Below are 18,755 nucleotides of genomic sequence, written 5' to 3' on the forward strand. Positions count from 1 at the left end.
AAACGGCCCTCCACAAGCCATGAGGACATCATGACCGCCTTCAAGCCACTCGTCTTTTCGGGCGTCCAGCCGACCGGCAACCTGCATCTCGGCAATTACCTCGGCGCCATCAAGAAATTCGTCGCCCTCCAGGAACAGTCCGACTGCATCTATTGCGTCGTCGACCTGCATTCGCTGACAGCGCAGCTCGTCCATCAAGACCTCGGCGACCAGACGCGTTCGATCACGGCGGCGTTCCTCGCCTCCGGCATCGATCCCAAGAAGCACATCGTCTTCAACCAGTCGCGGGTTATCCAGCATGCCGAGCTTGCCTGGATCTTCAACTGCGTGGCGCGCATCGGCTGGATGTACCGCATGACGCAGTTCAAGGACAAAGCCGGCAAGGACCGCGAGAACGCCTCGCTCGGCCTGCTCGCCTATCCGAGCCTGATGGCGGCCGACATCCTGCTCTATCGGGCCACGCATGTGCCGGTGGGCGAGGACCAGAAGCAGCATCTGGAACTGACCCGCGACATCGCGCAAAAATTCAACAACGACTTCTCCGAGCGCATCGCGGCTCTCGGCGTCGGTGTCGAAATGCAGGTCGGCGAAGAGACGGTGAACGGCTATTTCCCGATCACCGAGCCGGTGATCGGCGGTCCGGCAGCGCGCATCATGAGCCTCCGCGACGGCTCGAAGAAGATGTCGAAATCCGATCCGTCGGACCTGTCGCGCATCAACCTGACGGACGATGCCGACACCATTTCGAAGAAAATCCGCAAGGCCAAGACCGATCCGGAGCCCTTGCCGAGCGAGCTCGAAGGGCTGGAAAGCCGGCCGGAAGCGGAAAACCTGGTCGGCATCTATGCCGGCCTCGCCGAAATCTCCAAGGCCGACGTGCTGAAGGAATATGGCGGCCAGCAGTTTTCCGTGTTCAAGCCGGCGCTGGCCGACCTTGCGGTGGAAAAGCTGGCGCCGATCGCCTCCGAGATGCGCCGCATCGAGGGCGACCGCGCCTATGTCGACGCCGTGCTCAAGGATGGCGGCGAGCGCGCCCGCGCGATCGCCGAAGGCACGATGAAGACGGTGCGCGACATCATTGGCCTGCTGCAGGACTGATCGCGCTCCTGCCCCGTGACTTCCATCGCCATGCCGGCCGGCGGCTTGCCGCCGGTCCGTGGCGGTGGCAGATTGCGGCCGAATTGATACCGAGCAGATAGACATGGTCTCCAAACGCCTCAGCCGTGAAGCCGGGCATCGCCGCAAGTTCCTGGCGATCATCGATGACACACCGGAATGCGAGCGCGCCGTCGCCTACGCCTCGAAGCGGGCGCAAAGCACCAGCGGCGTGCTGGTGCTGCTCTATGTGATCGAGCCGGACGATTTCCAGCATTGGCTGGGGGTCGAAAAGATCATGCGCGAGGAGGCGAACGCGACCGCTCGCGCGGCGCTCGACAGCTACGCCAACAAGGTGCGCCAGAAGGTCGGTATCGAGCCCGAGTTGGTGGTGCGCGAGGGCAAGCCGACCGAAGAGATCCACAAGCTGATCGAGGAAGACCAGGACATCGCCATCCTGGTGCTGGCGGCCGGCGCCGGCAAGGAAGGTCCGGGACCGCTGGTGAGCGCCGTGGCCGGGCGGGGCGCCGCCTTCCCGATCCCGGTCACGGTGGTGCCGCAGAACCTCTCCGACGAGGAAATCGAGAGCCTGGCCTGATTTTGCGAAGGCCTTCCTGTCCGATTTGAGGCCCGCGGGGCCGCAAATACACATCGATGTTATCGACCAGCCCGTAGCCGACACCGACCCTTGGCCTGTGCCGGCAGCGCGCCATTTGGAATCGTCACGGCAGCGACAATTCCAAATGGAGCGCTGATGGACGAATCAAGCCGGAAGACGAGCCGGAGCGGTACATCGAAACCGCAGGAGACTGCCGCCAAATCGGCGGCTCGGACCAGCTTGCAGCCTGCGCGGACGCAGCAAGAAGCCCGGCAGGTGCCTCATGCGCGGCAAGGACGCAGGCATCGTGTGCTCGCGAAGCGCCATCCGGCCATGGTCGACAGCATCGCCGGCGCGGTGACCGTCAAGAGCCTCGATCTCTACTATGTCGTCGCTTCCGACGCGCAGATCCCCCTGAAAGGCGAACACGGCTTCGGACTTTATTTCCACGACTGCCGCTTCCTCGGCGGCTATCGGATGGCGTTGGCCGGCCTGGAGCCGATCGTGCTGGCCTCGACCGCGCAAAAGGGCTACGCGGCGCTTTTTGAGCTGACCAATCCGGACCTCGAGGTGGAGCAGGGACAATCGATCCCCAAGGACGAGCTCGGCATCCGCTGGGAACGCATTCTCGATGCGCGGCAAACATGCGTGCGGGAGGTCATGACCATCCAGAATTTCGGACACCAGGCGCATGGCTTTCCGCTGACCTTGCACTTCCGCGCCGGGTTCGAGGATATCTTCAACGTGCGCGGGCTGGTGCGGCAGGACCTCGGCAAGCCTCAGCGGGCCTCCTGGCGGGAGGGCAGGCTGCATTTTGTCCATCACGGCGCCGACCGGCTGCGCAGGGCGGCGACGATCGCCTTCTCGCCTCAACCCGATGCCACGCATGAAACAACGGCCGAGTTCCGGATCGATGTGCCGGCAGGCGAAACGCGGAGCATCGCCGTCACCATAGAGCTGAACGAATGCTCGGAAGAGGCCGAAGCCAATCGCTTGAACCAGCAGCCGACGGTCGCGCTCGACAATCTTGCGGGAAACCTTCAGGCGGGTTCCGAGGAATGGCTGGAACGGCACACGAAGTTCTATAGCGACAGCCTGCTGCTCAACCGCATCGTGGAACGCTCGCTGCGCGACCTGGCGATGCTCAGATCCGATCTCGGCAACAGGGAGTATTTTGCCGCCGGCGTGCCGTGGTTCGTCGCCCTCTTCGGGCGCGACAGCCTGATCGTCGCGCTCGAGATGCTCGCCTTTCAGCCGGAGATCGCCGCCCAGACGCTGCGTCTTCTCGCCAGCTATCAGGGACGTCGAACGGATCGATGGCGTGAGGAGCAGCCCGGCAAGATCCTGCATGAGCTGCGCGTCGGCGAGCTCGCCGGGGCAGGCAATGTCCCGCATGCCAGGTTCTACGGCACGGTGGACGCGACCCCGCTCTTCCTGCTGCTCCTCGGCCGCTATGCGGCATGGACGGGCGACCTCGGGCTGTTTCGCGAGCTGCAGGAGCCCGTGGAAAGAGCGCTGGGCTGGATCGCCAGGGCCGGAGACGACCATGGCGAAGGCTATCTCAAATACCGGAGCACCTCGGAGAGCGGCCTGATCAATCAGGGATGGAAGGACTCGGCCGATGCGATCGTCAGGACCGACGGCGCTATCGCCAAGCCGCCGATCGCGCTTGTCGAGGTGCAGGGCTACGTCTTTGCCGCCAAACACGCGATCGCCGACCTCTACGAGCGTATCGGGAGACGCGATCGCGCCAGGGAGCTTCGCGGCGAGGCCGAAAGGCTTCGGGCATGGTTCAACCGCGACTTCTGGTGCGAGGACCAGGGTATCTTTGCCCTGGCGCTCGAAGCGCGGAGGCGTCGGCTCGGGGTCGTTTCCTCAAATCCGGGGCATGCGCTGTGGACCGGCATTGCGGATCGGGGGAAGGGCCGCCGAACCGTGCGTCGGCTGATGCAGGACGACATGTTCGGCGGCTGGGGCGTGCGCACGCTTTCGACCGCGGAGCGGCGCTACAATCCCGTAGGCTACCATCTCGGAACCGTCTGGCCGCACGACAACGCGCTGCTGGCAGCCGGCTGCCGACGATATGGCGAGGACGAAGCCGCGCTGCGGATCTTCACCGCCATCACCGAGGCGGCGATGCACTTCCGCCACCACCGACTGCCCGAGGCGATGGCGGGCTTTCCGCGCAAGGATTTTCAGGTGCCGGTGCACTATCCGGTGGCGTGCCACCCGCAAGCCTGGGCGGCGGGAGCGGTGCCGTTCCTGGTGACCACCTGCCTCGGCCTGGAACCCGATGCCTTTGCAAGCAAGCTTCGGATCGCGCGGCCGCGGTTGCCCGATTTCGTCAATCGCATCGCGCTTCACGGGCTGCGCGTCGGGGAGGCAAGCGCCGACCTCGAATTCCGGCGGACGGCCGACGGAGCCGAGGTGAACATCCAGAGGACGAGTGGACGACTCAGCGTGGAAGTCGGAGGATAAGGCCTGCTTGGCCGAAGTGTTCCGTCCGGGCAAAAACATTCCGCCAGCCAGCCATACGGGCGACGCGTTTCGCTTGAATGTCCAGCCGATAGAGCCTATTTAGAACTATTCCAAACTATCGGCCCGGGAAGGGCCTGGAGATACCCATGTTCATCCAGACCGAATCGACGCCGAACCCGGCGACGCTGAAGTTCCTGCCTGGCAAGGAAGTGCTGCGCGAAGGCACCGCCGATTTCCGCGACGCCGATGCCGCCGCGGAGGCCTCGCCGCTGGCCGGCCGGCTGTTCGAGATTCCCGGCGTCACCGGCGTCTTCTTCGGCTACGACTTCATCACCGTGACCAAGGACGGCCCGGACTGGCAGCACCTGAAGCCGGCGATCCTCGGCGCCATCATGGAGCATTTCATGTCCGGCGCCCCGGTCATGGCCTCGGCCGCTCCTTCGGGCGAGGCCGGCCAGACCGGAGAGTTCTACGACAAGGCGGACGAGGAGCTGGTGCTGACCATCAAGGAACTGCTCGACACCAGGGTTCGCCCAGCAGTGGCGCAGGACGGCGGCGACATCACCTTCCGCGGCTTCGAGAATGGCACCGTGTTCTTGCATATGAAGGGCGCCTGCGCCGGTTGCCCGTCCTCGACGGCGACGCTGAAGCACGGCATCCAGAACCTTTTGCGGCACTTCGTCCCCGAGGTGGAGCACGTCGAGCAGGTCGCCTGATCGTTTTCGCAGCGTCTGCTGCGTATAAGCCGCCAAAAACAAAAAACCGGGCCCCAACAGCCCGGTTTTCTGTCTGTGGACGTCTTGTTGTTGCCTAGACGGTCCGCGCACGAAAGCTTTTGTCCATGGTCATCGCGATCACATCACGATGACCTTGGCACCGACCGATGTGCGGTCGTAGAGATCGATAATGTCCTGGTTCATCAGGCGGATGCAGCCCGACGACATCGCCTTGCCGATGGAGAACCATTCCGGGCTGCCATGCAGGCGGTAGCCCATGTCGCCGCCCTTGTTGAAAAGATACATGGCGCGCGCGCCGAGCGGGTTCATCAGACCGGGGTCCATGCCGCCGGCAAATTTGGCGAGCTCGGGCTGGCGCTTGATCATCGGCGCCGGCGGCGTCCAGGTCGGCCATTCGCGCTTCAGCGCGATATGAGCGGTGCCGTGCCATTCGAAGCCTTCACGGCCGACGCCAATGCCGTAGCGTATCGCCATGCCGTCACCTTCGACGAAGTAGAGGAACTTGTTCTGGGTGTCGACGATGATGGTGCCCGGCTTTTCCGAAGTGTCGTAGCGCACTTCCTGGCGGTGGTAGCGGGCGGGAACCTTCTCGATCGGGATGCGCGGCAGATGATAGCCGGCATCGGTCATCGCGCCATAGTTGTTGGTGAACAATTGCCCGCCGATGGTGCTGCAGCCGCTGATCGCGGTCGACAGCGCAAGGGCGGCGACGATTGCAAACGACTTCAAGCGCATGAATAGGTCCGACGCCCTGCCTTAATATCAGCGGCGCGAGTCGGCCGCCTTGTCGCCATCATTCATGCTGGCATTTCTTTTGCTTGCCAAGCGCGCACTGCCTATATGCAAGACCTTCCCTGCCGGTAAGTGCCGAACTGCGGCATTTCGGCAACAGGGCTCACAGGATTATGAAGCAAAATCAATGGGGCGGCCGGAAGGGCTGCCGGAGACCAAGGAGAGCGCCATGAATGTCGGTGATGCCGCCGAACGTTCCGGCCTGCCGGCCAAGACCATCCGCTACTATGAGGAGATCGGCCTGATCCGGCCGGCCCGGGCCGAGAACGGCTACCGCGATTACTCTCGCGACGACGTCCACCGGCTTGCCTTTCTGCGCCGCGCGCGCAACCTCGGCTTTTCAATCGACGATTGCAGGCAGCTGATGGCGCTCTATCAGGACCGCGGCCGCGCCAGCCACGACGTCCGGGAAATCGCCAGCGCCCATGTCAGGGCGATCGAGGTAAAGGTGCGCGAGCTGCAGTCGATGCGCGCGACGCTGCAGAGGCTGATCCACGCCTGCCACGGCGACGACCGGCCGGAGTGTCCGATACTGGATGACATGGCGGGGGTGGTCGATAAGGTGTCCGCCTGACAGGATCGGCGGCCCACCCTATCCGCCGCGATATTGCGTGGGCGATGCGCTAAAACGAGCCCGGAATCGCCGATTGAAATAGGACACGTCGTTGAAGCCGGCTGCGAGCGCGATGTCGCTTACCTTCATCGCGTCGTTGCGGATGTCGGACAGCATGGCGCACGCCTTTTGCAGCCTCAGCTCCAGGACGCGCTCGGCGAAGGTGCGGCCGCTTTCCAGAAGAAGCGTGTTCAGGTAGCGGCGCGACAGGCCGACCGCGCGTGCCACCATGTCCGTCGACAGGGCCGGATCGGCGAAGCGAGCCTCGATCACCGCTATGGCTTCGCGCAGGCGCGCCGCGCGCAACCCGCGCGAGGCGGCGATTTCCGCAACCTCGCCATTGCCTCCAAGCGCCAGCACGATCAAATCGGCGAGCGCCGTTCCGGCTTGCCGCGAGAGCGCCTGCTCCTCGTCCACCTCGTCGGCGTGGATCAGGAAGTCGATCGTGCGTTCCAGATGCCGCACGGCGGGATTTGCCGGGTCGAGCCGCGTCGCCGGGCGATCGTCGGCATGCGGCACCTGCCGGAGCAGCCATGTTCTGGGAACGGAGGCCAAAACCCAGGAGGTGACACCGTCGGTAAAGCTGCTGCAGGGTTGCGCTATGTTGTAGGCGATCGCGTTGCCCCGCTGCAGCGAAAGATCGCAATCGGCGACGGACCACACCTGCGGCTTGGGGCTGCGATAAAACCCCACGAAGATTTCGTCGCGGTCATTGGCGACGTGCTTGCGCGTGCGCACGTAATATTCGGTCGTCGTCTCGAACAGGCCGACGCGCAGATCGCCAAGAAAGCGCATCTTCGTGGCCGTGGCGAACGGCTTGTCCTCGGCATGCCTGATCTCGGCCGCGCCCAATTGCTCCATCCACATGTCGCGCCATAGGCGAAAGCGATCCCTGTCGCTCAGATGGGCTGGCAGGCTGTCCGACGAAAAATCGATCTTCTGCATTGGCAAAATCAGTTGACCGATCCAACACTATCACGGCCATCGCACCTGGGAACCGGCCAAAAGAAACGGTAAGGCCCCACCGTCCAACCTCACGGCCAGCCGGTCCAAGCCGCATTCATCTGTGCGGCCGCTTGTTGCAGCGGCGCCACATCCCGAGCCCATCTCACGCTGAGCCCGTTCGTCCAAAACCAAGGCCTCTGCATCCAAGACGGTGGTCGCGAAATCAGCCATGGCTGCCTGCGAAAGATAACTTGGGGACTTTTGCATGAGACTTTTGTTTGTGGGCGGCATCGCGATCGCGAGCATTCTGCCGATGGGAGCATTGGCCGACGACGTGAGCACGGCGGAACCTACCCCTGTCGCGGCAGCCGTCTATGATTGGAGTGGATGGTACGGCGGCGTCAATCTCGGCTACGGCTGGGGCCGCACCAGGGCGGCTTTCACAGGCGACGGCCTGTCCGACTACTGGACGACCGGAATGGGGCCTGGGGCAGGTACGGAATTTGTTCAAAACCTGATGGCCTATGCCTATAATCTCGACCCTGAGTTTGATCCTTTCAGCCAGCCGCTGGTTTATACGCAATCCTTCACCGCCTCCGGCGTCTCCGGCGGTGTGCAACTCGGACACAACTGGCAAGTCTCCTCCAGCTGGCTGGTCGGCCTTGAAACCGACCTTCAGTTGTCCGGCATCAGGGGCGGCACCGAATATGTCGAGCCCGACAAAGGCCCCCAAGGCGTCAGGCTTGGCGCGAGTTCGTCGCAACGGCTCGACTGGTTCGGCACGGCGCGCGGCCGGGTCGGCTACTTGCCAGACGAGCGCCCTGCTGGTCTTCGCAACTGGAGGCTTGGCCTATGGCCAGACCAGATCGGCGGCGTCGGTTTCCATCGTCGGCGATGCGGGATGGACATTCGACGATCCGACATTCGCCACGAAAATGGTTTGCCCAGGCCATACCACCTGCTTCGCCGGGAAGGCATCGCACGTGACCGCCGGCTGGTCCGTCGGCGGAGGTCTTGAATATGCGCTCTCCCCCCCGCGTGACTCTCAAAGCTGAATATCTGCATGTCGATCTCGGTCGCCCAAAAGTCCATCTCGCCGCTCAAAGCCCGGCCGTCGGCGATGCCTTCATCGACGTCCGGTTCAAAAGCGCCTATGACGTAGTGCGGCTCGGAATGAACTACCGCTTTTAGCTTTTTCTCTTCAGAACCCGGCATGCGAGAGACGCGAAAGCGCGCCTTGTATCGATCGAGATGCCTCGAACCCAGGGGTTCAAACCGTGAACAAAATCTGGCATGGTGTCTCCCATGCCACTCGTTTCTCCGATTCCCATCAACCCGCTGATCGACGGCCGTCAGTCCGAGCGAGCCATGCTGGTGCGGCGCGGCGTGCAGCGCCTGCTGAAAGAAATGGGCGCGCATGTGCTGCCTGAGCTGTCCCTGGCCACCGGCCGGCGCGCCGATCTCGTCGCGCTGACCCGCCAGGGCGACATCTGGATCATCGAGATCAAATCCTCGATCGAGGATTTTCGCGTCGACCGCAAATGGCCGGACTACCGGCTCCACTCCGACCGCTTCTTCTTCGCCACGCATCCCGGCGTGCCGCAGGAGATTTTTCCCGAGGAATGCGGCTTCATCCTCTCCGACGGCTACGGCGCCGAGATCCTGCGCGAGGCGCCGGAGCATCGCATGGCGGCCGCGACGCGCAAGGCGCTGATGCTGAGGATCGCGCGGGCCGGCGCGGCGCGGCTCTTGGCGGCGGAGCTCGCCGGCGTGGCGGTGCCGGCGCTTGACGGCGAGAGCGAGTAGCAGCCCCTCACCCGCCCTCCGCTACGCTCGGGCGACCTCTCCCCGAGGGGAGAGGAGACGGTCGGCGCCGGCGCCCGGATGAGGGGGCGAAGCAGCCTATCCCACGTCCTCTTCGGCCGCCGCCGGAGCGGTGAGCAGGACCGCCGTGCCAAGCAGCGCGGCCACCAGCGAGCCGGCAAGGATGCCGACCTTCACCGCGTCCTGGAGTGCTGCGTCGTTGGCGAAGGCGAGCAGGCCGATGAACAGGCTCATGGTGAAGCCGATGCCGCACAGAAGAGAAATGCCCAGCATATGCAGCCAGCCGGCATGGGCCGGCAGGTCGGCAAGGCCGAGCCGGATGGCGATTGCCGAGGAGCCGAACACGCCGACCAGCTTGCCGAGCACCAGGCCCGCCGCGACACCCAATGTCAGCGGTTCGACCAAGGCGGAGACGCTCAGGCCGCCGAGCGAGACGCCGGCATTGGCGAAGCCGAAGATCGGGATGACGATGAACGGCACGAGCTTGTGCAGGCCGTGCTCCAGCCGGTGCAGCGGCGAATGCTCGACATCGTGGCCTATGCCGGGCGAGCGCTCGAGCGGAATGGTGAGCGCCAGCGCCACGCCGGCAAGCGTTGCATGCACTCCCGATTTCAGCACCAGCACCCACAGCACCGCGCCTATCACGAGATAGGGCAAGAGGTTCATCACCCGCATGCGGTTGAGCGCGATCAACACGGCGATAGCCGCGAAGGCCGCCGCCAGATAGGCGAGCGACAGGCCGCTGGTGTAGAACAGCGCGATGATGATGACCGCGCCGAGATCGTCGATGATGGCCAAGGCGGTGAGGAACACTTTCAGCGAGGCCGGCACGCGGCTGCCGAGCAGCGAGAGCACGCCGAGCGCGAAGGCGATGTCGGTGGCGGTGGGGATCGCCCAGCCGGACAGCGCCGCCTGGTTGTCGCGGTTGACGGCGACATAGACGAGCGCCGGGACCAGCATGCCGCCGGCGGCGGCGATGCCCGGCAGCACGCGGTGCGGCCAGGTCGAGAGCTGGCCGTCCAGCATCTCGCGCTTGATCTCCAGGCCGACCAGCAGGAAGAACACCGCCATCAGCCCGTCATTGATCCAGTGCGAGACGCTGAGCGGCCCGAGATAGGCGTGGAGGACTGCGAAATAGGTTTCGGCGAGCGGCGAATTGGCGACGATGAGCGCCAGCGCGGCGGCGGCCATCAGAATGATGCCGCCGGCCGCCTCGCCGTCGAGGAATTCGCGCAGGATCGATTTCGGCCGCTCGTCGCGCATGGGATCTCCCTAACTCAGCCTGTTGGCCGGAAACCTGTAGTCCAATGATGCGCAGCGTCAGTGGCGATGCAAGGCTTACGATTTACACGGCAGCGCAGGCTTCGAAAATTAGCTGAAATGCCCACCCCTTCGTCATCCACGGGCGAAGCAAGGAGCGAAGCGACGCGGCGCAGACCCGAGGATCCATTCCGTTATATCGGAGCGGTGCCAACGGTGCAGAATTCTGCACCGCTGCATTCTTCGGCCGGCGTCACGGAATGGATCCTAGGGTCTTCGCGACGGAGCTTCGCTCCTGCTTCGCCCTAGGATGACGACGCTGGTTCACCGAGGCGCGCGTTTGGCTAGTATGCGCTGCAAGGTGCGGCGGTGCATGTTGAGCCGGCGCGCGGTCTCGGAGACGTTGCGGTCGCACATTTCGTAGACGCGCTGGATATGCTCCCAGCGCACGCGGTCGGCCGACATCGGGTTTTCGGGCGGCGCGGCACGCTCGCCGGCGGTGCGCGTGAGCGCGGCGAAAACGTCGTCGGCATCGGCGGGCTTGGACAGATAGTCGATGGCGCCGAGCTTTACCGCCGTCACCGCTGTGGCGATATTGCCGTAGCCGGTCAGGATGATGGTGCGCGCATCGTCGCGCTTCTCGCGGATGGCGGCGACCACGTCGAGGCCGTTGCCGTCGCCCAGCCGCATGTCGACCACCGCATAGGCTGGCGGATGGGCGCGAGCCTTGGCGACGGCCTCTTCCACGCTCTCCGCCGTCTCGACCAGGAAGCCCCTGGTTTCCATGGCGCGGGCAAGCCGGGTGAGGAACGGCTTGTCGTCGTCGACGATCAGCAGCGAGGTGTCCTCGCCCTCAACCATTGCGCCAGTGGTTTCGTCCGCGCTCATTTCATCAGCATCCTACTGCCTTACTTTTACGCAGATACAATTCCGCAACAGCAATGTCCAATTTTTACAGCCGGCAACAGACCTGCCATGCAGCAGGCGCAAGGCTCAGGCATTGTCGAAGATGGAGGCGGACACCTGCTCCTGATTGAGGAAGACGCTTCTGGGCCAGGTGATCTGCACCACCGCACCTTCGCCGAGCCCGCTCGAATTGCGGAAATCGATCGTGGCGCCCGAGCGCTCCAGCAGGGTCTTGGCGATGAAAAGCCCGAGGCCGAGGCCGCCGCCGGCCTCCGTGCCCTGGCGCGTCGACATATATGGCTCGCCGATGCGGTCGATGATTTCCGGCGGGAACCCCGGTCCGTCGTCCGTGATGGAGAAAGAGACCTCCTCGCTATCCCAGTTCCAGCTGACGGTAACCGTCTTCTTGGCAAAGTCGACGGCGTTCTCTACGAGGTTGCCGAGCCCGTAGATCACGCCGGGACTGCGCTGCCCGACCGGTTCCGGGCCGATACGCTCGCCGGGACGCAGCTGGATCGTGATGCCGAAATCGCGATGCGGGGCCGTCACCTCCTCGACCAGGGAAGTCAGCGGCAGGCGCGAAAGATGCGCCTCTCCCTCCGAAGACAGGCTGGTCAGCCGCTTCAGGATCTCGCGGCAACGCTCGCTCTGCGAACGCAGCAGCTTCACGTCCTCGCCGAATTTCGCATCCTGGCCGAGCGCCTTTTCCATTTCCTTGGCGACGACGGTGATGGTGGCCAAAGGCGTGCCGAGCTCATGTGCGGCTGCCGCCGCGAGGCCGTCGAGCGCGGAGAGATGCTGCTCGCGCTGCAGGACCAGCTCGGTGGCGGCGAGCGCATTGGCGAGCAGCCGCGCCTCCGCCGCGACGCGGAAGGCATAGATCGCGGTGAAGGCAATCGAGGCGAACACCGCCATCCACATGCCGGCGACATAGATGAAGGGCATCGGCAGCGGCGCACCCCCGTACCAGGGCAGCGGCAGGTGGAAGAACACAAGCAGCGTGGCCGCCGCGATGACCAGCGCGCCGAGCACCGCGGTGAGCCGCAGCGGCAGCGAAGCGGCGGAGATGACGACGGGCACCGAGAGCAGGACCGAGAACGGGTTGGTGAGCCCCCCGGTCATGTAGAGCAGGCCGGCGAGTTGCAGGCTGTCGATGGTGAGAATGGCAAAGGCGGAGAGCGGGGTCAGCCGATGTGCCGCCGGATAGCGGAAGGTCAGCCAGAGGTTCATCCAGGCCGAGCAGGCGATGAGCGCGAAGCACATCGAGACCGGCAGCGGGAATTCCAGCCCGTAGGCCACCACGAGAACGGTGAGGCTCTGGCCGACGATGGCCAGCCAGCGCAGACGGATCAGCGTGTTGAGCCGCAGCCGCTGGCTCTGTTGGGAATCGGGTGCGCGCAGAATGTTGATCATCGACTTACGATTATAGCCGCAGGAGGGTAAGCGCTAGTAGCGCTGTAAAGGCGCCTTGACTGGCTGGCACCCGGTGTTTCGGTTCACCATCACGGGCGCTTGGTGATTGGCCGGGGCCTCTCGCGATTCGTCATCCACGGGCGGAGCGACGCGAAGCGGAGCGCAGACCCGAGGATCCATTCCGTTACCTTGACCTTAGAATGCTGCGGAGCAGAATTCTGAACCGTCGCAACGCTTGGAAGTCACGGAATGGATCCTCGGGCCTACGCGCGTCGCTACGCTCCTTGCTCCGCCCGTGGATGACGAAGTGATGGGCATTTGCGCCAATCGCCAACGCGCGTTGCCCACTAACGCGAATGGCCCGCCGAAAGCGGCACGAACCTATGCCCCGCGCGGCTTGGCGCGGCTGGTGGCGGCGGCAAGCAGCGGGTTTTCCGGCCAGACATGCTTGGGATAGCGACCGCGCATGTCTGCGCGCACGTCCGCCCAGGAGCCGCGCCAGAAGCCGGGCAGATCGCGTGTCGTCTGGATCGGGCGGTGCGCCGGCGACAACAGCTCGAGCGTCAGCGGCACCGTGCCGCCGGCGATCGCCGGATGTTTGTCGAGGCCGAACAACTCCTGCACGCGGATCGCCAGAACCGGCCATTCGCCGTCATATCGGATCGGCACATGGCTGCCCGAGGGCGCGCCGAAATGGGTCGGCGCCAGCGCATCGACCTTGTGCTGCAGCTCGTGCGGGACCAGCGACATCAACCCTGCCGCGAGCGTGGCCGGCTCGATCGCCGCGAAAGAGGCCTCGCCGGCAAGGAAAGGCAGCAGCCAATCGTCGAGCCGATCGATAAGCACCTGGTCCGAGACGTCCGGCCAGGGCGCGCCGAGGCCGCGATGGAGCCAGCCGAGCCGCTGGCGCAGCGTCTCCGCCTCCTTGCCCCAGTCGAGCAGCGCCAGGCCATGCTTGCGCAAGGCATCGAGGATGGCGCGGTCGGCATCGGCGCCCGACGGCGCCGGCAGCATGCGCTCGGAAAGCGTGATGGCGCCGAGGCGTGCAGTCTCGCGCACACGCACGGCGCGTCGCTCGCGGTCGAAGTTGGCTTCCCGTTTCGTCTCGATGCGGTTGGCGAGCGCCGCGCGGATATCGGCCTCGTCGACGGGCGCGGCGGCGGTGATGCGGGCGTTCTGCGCCTTGCCCTGAAGGTCGGCGACGACCAGCCAGGTCTCGCCAGCGAGCGGATCGGCGGCGTCGACCATCGCGCCGGAACCGTTGGCGAGCACGAAGCGGCCGCGTTCGCCGCGCGCCCTCGCGACGCGATCCGGCCAGGCATGGATCAGCAACGCACCGGCCGCGGCCGGCGTGTCGGCCTTTCGGTCGCCAGCCTGCCTGGCCAGGCGCTCGGCAAGCTGCCGGGCGGCATTGGCGCGCGGCGATTTTTCGGTGCGAAAGCGCATCAATCGGCGCTCGAGGTCGGCGCTGTCGCCGCCAAGCCCGCGCTCGGTGAGCAGCACGGCAAGCGTCGCCGCTTCCAGCGCCTGGCCCGTCTTTGCCGCTTCCGCCACCATATGCGCGAGCCGCACCGGCAGCGCCAGCTTGCGCATCGCCGCGCCCGCCTCCGTCAAGCGACCGGCAGTGTCGATGGCGTGCAGCGCCTCGAGCAGCACCCGCGCCTCGTTGAGCGCGGGCGCCGGCGGCGGATCGAGGAATGAGAGGCTCGTCGGATCCGCTACGCCAAAAGCGGCGCAGTCGAGCAGCAGGCCGGAAAGGTCGGCCTCGAGGATTTCCGGCGGCGTGAAGGCGGGGAGTGCTGCCGTCTGCTCGGCGCGCCACAGCCGGATGGCGACGCCCGGCTGCGTTCGCCCGGCGCGGCCGGCGCGCTGGTCGGCGGAAGCTCTGCTGACGCGCACGGTCTCCAGCCTCGTCAGGCCGCTCGCCGGCTCGTAGCGCGGCAGGCGCGACAGGCCGGAATCGATGACGACGCGCACGCCGTCGATGGTGATGGAGGTCTCGGCGATCGACGTCGCCAGCACCACCTTGCGGCGGCCGGGCGGCGCCGGCTTGATTGCCGCGTCCTGCATCCTGTTGTCCAATTGGCCGTAGAGCGGGACGATATCGGTGTCAGCCGCGACGTTGCCTTCGAGCCGCTCGGACGTGCGCTCGATCTCGCGCTGTCCCGGCAGGAAAGCGAGCACGCTGCCCTGCTCCGTGCCAAGAGCGAAACGGACCGCCTTGGCCATGGCGTCCTCGACGGCCGTGCCGGCCGGCCGCTCGTCATAGCGGATGTCGACCGGGAAGGCTCGGCCCTCGCTCTCGATCACCGGCGCTCCGGAAAGAAGCCTGGCGACGCGCGCGCCGTCGAGCGTCGCCGACATGACCAGCAGGCGCAGGTCCGGCCGCAACGCCCCCTGCACGTCGAGCGCCAGCGCCAGCCCAAAATCGCCGTCGAGAGAGCGCTCGTGGAATTCGTCAAAGATCACCGCCGAAACGCCGGGCAGTTCCGGATCGTCGAGGATCATGCGGGACAGCACGCCTTCGGTGACGACGAGGATTTTTGTCCGCGCCGAGGTGCGGTTCTCCATGCGCATCGCATAGCCGACAGTGCCGCCGGGCTCCTCGCCGAGCAGCTCGGCCATGCGGTGGGCGGCGGCGCGGGCGGCGAGCCGGCGCGGCTCGAGCAGCACGATCCGGCCCGCGCCAAGCCAGGGCGCGTCGAGCAGCGCCAGCGGCACCAGCGTCGTCTTGCCGGCGCCGGGCGGCGCCACAAGCACGGCGCTGTTGCGCCCGGCAAGTGTTTGCCCGAGCGCCGGCAGCACGGCTGTGACCGGAAGTTCCGGCAAGGGTTTCATCGTCATCGCGTCCGCATATCAGCCGTCGCAGTCGCCGCGCAACGTGTGAGACAGGCGACCGGTCAAAGCCTTGTTCGCGAAAATGGGTTCCAGCGCACGGTGCCGAGCCGCACTTCCTCCCGCACCATCGTCAGCAGGCCGGAGCCGCCGACCACCGCCAGACCAACCAACGACAGCCAGTCTGGGTATTCCTTGAAGAACAGCGCGCCGAGGATAACCGCCCAGACGATCTGCGAATAATGCGTTGGTGCGATCCGGTTGGCGGGAGCGTATTTGACGGCAAGCAGCTGCAGCAATTGTCCGCCGGCGGTGAAGACACCGGCCAGGATCAGCCAGACCAGTTGGCCCAGATTGGGAAGCGAGAACGACGTCGCGGCCGTGCCGACCCCGTTGAACAGCAGGCCATAGCCGACCAGCGCGCCGAGGATCGTGGTACGCCTTTCCTGCTGGGCAAGCGAACGCATCAGGATGACGCTGGTGGCGGCGAGGAAGGCATTCGCGAAGGCGGCGAGATGGCCGAGATGGAGTTCGCGAAAGCCCGGCCGCACCACCAGCATGACACCGGCGAAACCGGCGGCGACGGCAAGCCACCGCCAGGGGCCGACGCGCTCTTTCAGGATGACGGTCGAGAGGATGGTGACCAGCAACGGCGCCAGGAAGATCAGCGCATAGACTTCGGCCAGCGGGATGGTGGTGAAGGCATAGACGCTGAGCACACCCGAGGCGATGCCGGCCCAGGCGCGAGCCTGCACGGCCCATGGGCGTTTGGTGCGCCAGAAGTCGCGCCATCGCTCATCGGCCGGACGGGTGAAGAACAGGAAACAGCCGGCAAACAAGGTTACGAAGAAGCCTATCTCGAAGACCGTGAACTGCCCGCCCAGGCTCTTGATGACGGCATCGCTGCACGAATAGCTTGCATAGGCGATCAGGGCGAGCAGGATTCCGTTCGGCACGTTTCGATTTCCGGGAGAGAAGCAAGTGAAGGTACTGGCACTGGGGGCCCATCCCGACGATATCGAGATATTCATGTTCGGTACGCTCGCCGCCTATGCGGCGCTAGGCGCAGAGCTCACTTTTGCGATAGCCACGGACGGCGCCAAGGGCGGCAAGGACGACCCCGCGGCACTTGTCCGCGCACGCCGCGAAGAGGCGACCATGGCGGCCGGCCTGCTCGGCGTCACGCCGCGGTTCCTCGAGTTCCCCGACGGGGCACTGGTTGCCGATGCCGCGCTCATTGCGGCGCTGAAGGCGCTGATCGCCGAGGTGAAGCCCGACCTTGCCATCACCCATGCGCCCAACGATTATCATGGCGACCATCGCGCGCTGTCCGACGGCGTGCGCATCGCGGCGTCCTTCGCGGTGCCGGCATTGCATGCCGACACGCTCGGCGGCACTGGCTTCTCGCCGACGCATTACGTCGACATCTCCGCCCATTGGGACATCATGGCGCAAGCGATCCGCGCGCATCGCTCGCAGGATCCCGAGCGTTTCGTCGCCAGCGCACGCACGCAGAACGAATTCCGCGCCGGCCAGTGCAACGGCGCGCCGGGCGCGCTGGCCGAGGCTTTCCGCTTCGAGCCGGTCTTCCCCTTTGCTGACATCCGCGAACTGCTGCCGCCGGCGCCGCCGATCCTGCCGGTGACGGTCAGCACGAAGAGCGCCAAGTAGCCGGCTGACGAACGACCGGTCGGAGCGACCGGCGGTTATTTCCCAACGATTTCAAGCATCGCTTTCGCCATGCTGCGACGCAGCAACGAATTCACTTGCGTTGTTTAGTAAAAAGAGCATCACTAAACAAATTACTAAACATCGGCGACGCATCGCGCGTCATGTTTGGGCCCTCGGAGGAGCGAGGGTCGAGGGCTTTTGAAACCGTCATCCGGACGCGTTTCGCAAATGGGAGGTAAGGCATGAAATCGACCTGGAAACTGGCGTTGGGACTGGCCTCGGCGATCACCGCGTCGACCGCCATCTCGAACGTCGCGCATGCGGAAGACCTGACGCTTTGCTGGGCGGCCTGGGATCCGGCCAACGCGCTCGTGGAACTGTCCAAGGACTTCACCAAGGAAACCGGCATCGGCATGAAATTCGAATTCGTGCCGTGGACCAACTATGCCGACCGCTTCCTCAACGAGCTCAACTCGCACGGCAAGCTCTGCGACCTGATCATCGGCGACAGCCAGTGGATCGGCGGCGCGGCCGAGAACGGCCACTACGTCAAGCTGAACGACTTCTTCGACAAGGAGAAGATCAGCATGGACGATTTCGTGCCGGCGACGGTGGTCGGCTATTCGGAATGGCCGAAGAACACGCCGAACTACTGGGCGCTGCCGGCCATGGGCGACGTCGTCGGCTGGACCTATCGCAAGGACTGGTTCTCGCGGCCCGAGCTGCAGAAGGAGTTCAAGGAGAAATATGGCTGGGACCTCGCCCCGCCGACCACCTTCGACCAGCTGAAGCAGATCGCCGAATTCTTCCAGAAGCGGCAGATCGACGGCAAGACGGTCTACGGCGCCTCGATCTATACCGAGCGCGGCTCGGAAGGCATCACCATGGGCGCCATGGACGTGCTCTACAGCTATGGCTTCCAGTACGAGAACCCGAAGAAGCCCTACGAGATGGAAGGTTTCGTCAACTCCGAGAAATCGGTGAAGGGGCTGGAATTCTACAAGGCGCTCTATGACTGCTGCACGCCTCCTGGTTCCTCCAATGCCTACATGGGCGAAGGCGTGGACGCCTTCAAATCCGGACAGGTGGCGATGCATATGAACTTCGCCTTCACCTGGCCGGGCCTGCAGAAGGACGAGAATGTCGGCGGCGACAAGATCGGTTACTTCGTCAACCCGAAAGGTCCCGACGGCGACCAGTTCGCCCAGCTCGGCGGTCAAGGCATCTCGGTGGTTTCCTATTCCGACAAGCAGGAATCGGCGCTGAAATACATCAAGTGGTTCGCCAACAAGGACGTGCAGGCGAAATGGTGGTCGCTCGGCGGCTATTCCTGCCTGAACTCCGTCGTCAAGGACCCGAAGTTCCCGTCCAGCCAGCCCTATGCGCAGGCCTTCCTCGACTCGATGGCCATCGTGAAGGACTTCTGGGCCGAACCGAGCTACGCGCCGCTCTTACAGGCCTCGCAGAAGCGCTTCCACGACTATGTCGTCGCCGGCCAGGGCTCGGCCAAGGACGCGCTCGACGGACTGGTCAAGGACTGGACGCAGATCTTCCAGGACGACGGCAAGATGTAAGGCTCCTCCCGAGC

Annotated in this window: 17 protein-coding genes; 10 read left to right on the forward strand and 7 right to left on the reverse strand. The window is 65.0% G+C overall.

Translation table 11 applies throughout. The features are described from left to right. The first annotated feature begins 30 nt into the window (after nt 1-30). The 4 genes from trpS (at nt 31) to QAZ47_RS01015 (ending at nt 4,887) form a co-directional block, all read left to right on the forward strand. A complete protein-coding gene (trpS, locus tag QAZ47_RS01000) occupies nt 31-1,098 on the forward strand; it encodes a tryptophan--tRNA ligase (RefSeq protein WP_278232185.1) in 1,068 nt (355 codons plus the stop codon). A gap of 103 nt (nt 1,099-1,201) precedes the next feature. Continuing rightward, the gene (locus tag QAZ47_RS01005) at nt 1,202-1,693 is read left to right on the forward strand and encodes a universal stress protein (RefSeq protein ID WP_126096486.1); all 492 of its coding nucleotides are present in this window, start codon (nt 1,202-1,204) and stop codon (nt 1,691-1,693) included. A 309-nt stretch (nt 1,694-2,002) separates the two neighbouring features. Further along, on the forward strand, nt 2,003-4,171 hold the full coding sequence (locus tag QAZ47_RS01010) for a glycogen debranching N-terminal domain-containing protein (RefSeq protein ID WP_278232186.1): 2,169 nt from the start codon (nt 2,003-2,005) through the stop codon (nt 4,169-4,171). 146 nt (nt 4,172-4,317) lie between these two features. After that, complete coding sequence (locus QAZ47_RS01015) at nt 4,318-4,887, forward strand: NifU family protein (RefSeq protein WP_278232187.1); 570 nt, start codon at nt 4,318-4,320, stop codon at nt 4,885-4,887. Between the two features lie 138 nt (nt 4,888-5,025). On the opposite strand, the gene QAZ47_RS01020 is transcribed toward QAZ47_RS01015, so the two are convergent. Next, nucleotides 5,026-5,643 carry a L,D-transpeptidase gene (locus tag QAZ47_RS01020; RefSeq protein ID WP_278232188.1) on the reverse strand — a complete coding sequence of 206 codons (618 nt, stop codon included), beginning with the start codon at nt 5,641-5,643 and terminating at the stop codon, nt 5,026-5,028. 226 nt (nt 5,644-5,869) lie between these two features. Here QAZ47_RS01020 and cueR point away from each other — a divergent pair, with 226 nt between their 5' ends. Beyond that, nucleotides 5,870-6,274: a Cu(I)-responsive transcriptional regulator gene (gene cueR / locus QAZ47_RS01025; protein WP_278205100.1), complete on the forward strand. Its 405-nt coding sequence runs from the start codon at nt 5,870-5,872 to the stop codon at nt 6,272-6,274. Nucleotides 6,275-6,292: 18 nt separating this feature from the next. On the opposite strand, the gene QAZ47_RS01030 is transcribed toward cueR, so the two are convergent. Beyond that, entirely contained in the window at nt 6,293-7,258 is a 966-nt protein-coding gene (locus QAZ47_RS01030; protein WP_278232189.1) for a helix-turn-helix domain-containing protein, read from the reverse strand. 280 nt (nt 7,259-7,538) lie between these two features. Here QAZ47_RS01030 and QAZ47_RS01035 point away from each other — a divergent pair, with 280 nt between their 5' ends. The 3 genes from QAZ47_RS01035 to QAZ47_RS01045 all read left to right on the forward strand — a co-directional run bounded on the left by QAZ47_RS01035 (nt 7,539) and on the right by QAZ47_RS01045 (nt 9,064). Then, nucleotides 7,539-8,276, forward strand: a complete 738-nt coding sequence (locus QAZ47_RS01035) for a hypothetical protein (protein ID WP_278232190.1) — start codon at nt 7,539-7,541, stop codon at nt 8,274-8,276. Beyond that, entirely contained in the window at nt 8,273-8,449 is a 177-nt protein-coding gene (locus QAZ47_RS01040; RefSeq protein WP_278232191.1) for a hypothetical protein, read from the forward strand. The genes QAZ47_RS01035 and QAZ47_RS01040 overlap by 4 nt, the downstream gene beginning before the upstream one ends. A 114-nt stretch (nt 8,450-8,563) precedes the next feature. Then, the gene (locus tag QAZ47_RS01045) at nt 8,564-9,064 is read left to right on the forward strand and encodes an MmcB family DNA repair protein (RefSeq protein WP_278232192.1); all 501 of its coding nucleotides are present in this window, start codon (nt 8,564-8,566) and stop codon (nt 9,062-9,064) included. A gap of 96 nt (nt 9,065-9,160) precedes the next feature. Here QAZ47_RS01045 and nhaA read toward each other — a convergent pair whose 3' ends face one another. From nhaA to QAZ47_RS01070, 5 genes are all read right to left on the reverse strand, one after another. Continuing rightward, entirely contained in the window at nt 9,161-10,345 is a 1,185-nt protein-coding gene (gene nhaA / locus QAZ47_RS01050; protein ID WP_278232193.1) for a Na+/H+ antiporter NhaA, read from the reverse strand. A gap of 321 nt (nt 10,346-10,666) precedes the next feature. Beyond that, nucleotides 10,667-11,230: an ActR/PrrA/RegA family redox response regulator transcription factor gene (locus QAZ47_RS01055; protein WP_278075268.1), complete on the reverse strand. Its 564-nt coding sequence runs from the start codon at nt 11,228-11,230 to the stop codon at nt 10,667-10,669. Nucleotides 11,231-11,335: 105 nt separating this feature from the next. Beyond that, nucleotides 11,336-12,661 carry an ActS/PrrB/RegB family redox-sensitive histidine kinase gene (locus tag QAZ47_RS01060; RefSeq protein WP_278232194.1) on the reverse strand — a complete coding sequence of 442 codons (1,326 nt, stop codon included), beginning with the start codon at nt 12,659-12,661 and terminating at the stop codon, nt 11,336-11,338. 381 nt (nt 12,662-13,042) lie between these two features. Then, nucleotides 13,043-15,505: an ATP-dependent helicase HrpB gene (gene hrpB, locus QAZ47_RS01065; RefSeq protein WP_278232195.1), complete on the reverse strand. Its 2,463-nt coding sequence runs from the start codon at nt 15,503-15,505 to the stop codon at nt 13,043-13,045. 56 nt (nt 15,506-15,561) lie between these two features. After that, nucleotides 15,562-16,452 carry a DMT family transporter gene (locus tag QAZ47_RS01070; RefSeq protein ID WP_278232196.1) on the reverse strand — a complete coding sequence of 297 codons (891 nt, stop codon included), beginning with the start codon at nt 16,450-16,452 and terminating at the stop codon, nt 15,562-15,564. A gap of 25 nt (nt 16,453-16,477) precedes the next feature. Here QAZ47_RS01070 and QAZ47_RS01075 point away from each other — a divergent pair, with 25 nt between their 5' ends. Together QAZ47_RS01075 and QAZ47_RS01080 are read left to right on the forward strand one after the other, a co-directional pair. Next, a complete protein-coding gene (locus QAZ47_RS01075) occupies nt 16,478-17,167 on the forward strand; it encodes a PIG-L deacetylase family protein (RefSeq protein WP_278232197.1) in 690 nt (229 codons plus the stop codon). A gap of 242 nt (nt 17,168-17,409) precedes the next feature. Next, nucleotides 17,410-18,741: an ABC transporter substrate-binding protein gene (locus tag QAZ47_RS01080; RefSeq protein WP_278232198.1), complete on the forward strand. Its 1,332-nt coding sequence runs from the start codon at nt 17,410-17,412 to the stop codon at nt 18,739-18,741. Nucleotides 18,742-18,755 lie beyond the last annotated feature (14 nt).

Origin of the sequence: Mesorhizobium sp. WSM4904 (assembly GCF_029674545.1) — a bacterium.
Classification (GTDB): domain Bacteria; phylum Pseudomonadota; class Alphaproteobacteria; order Rhizobiales; family Rhizobiaceae; genus Mesorhizobium.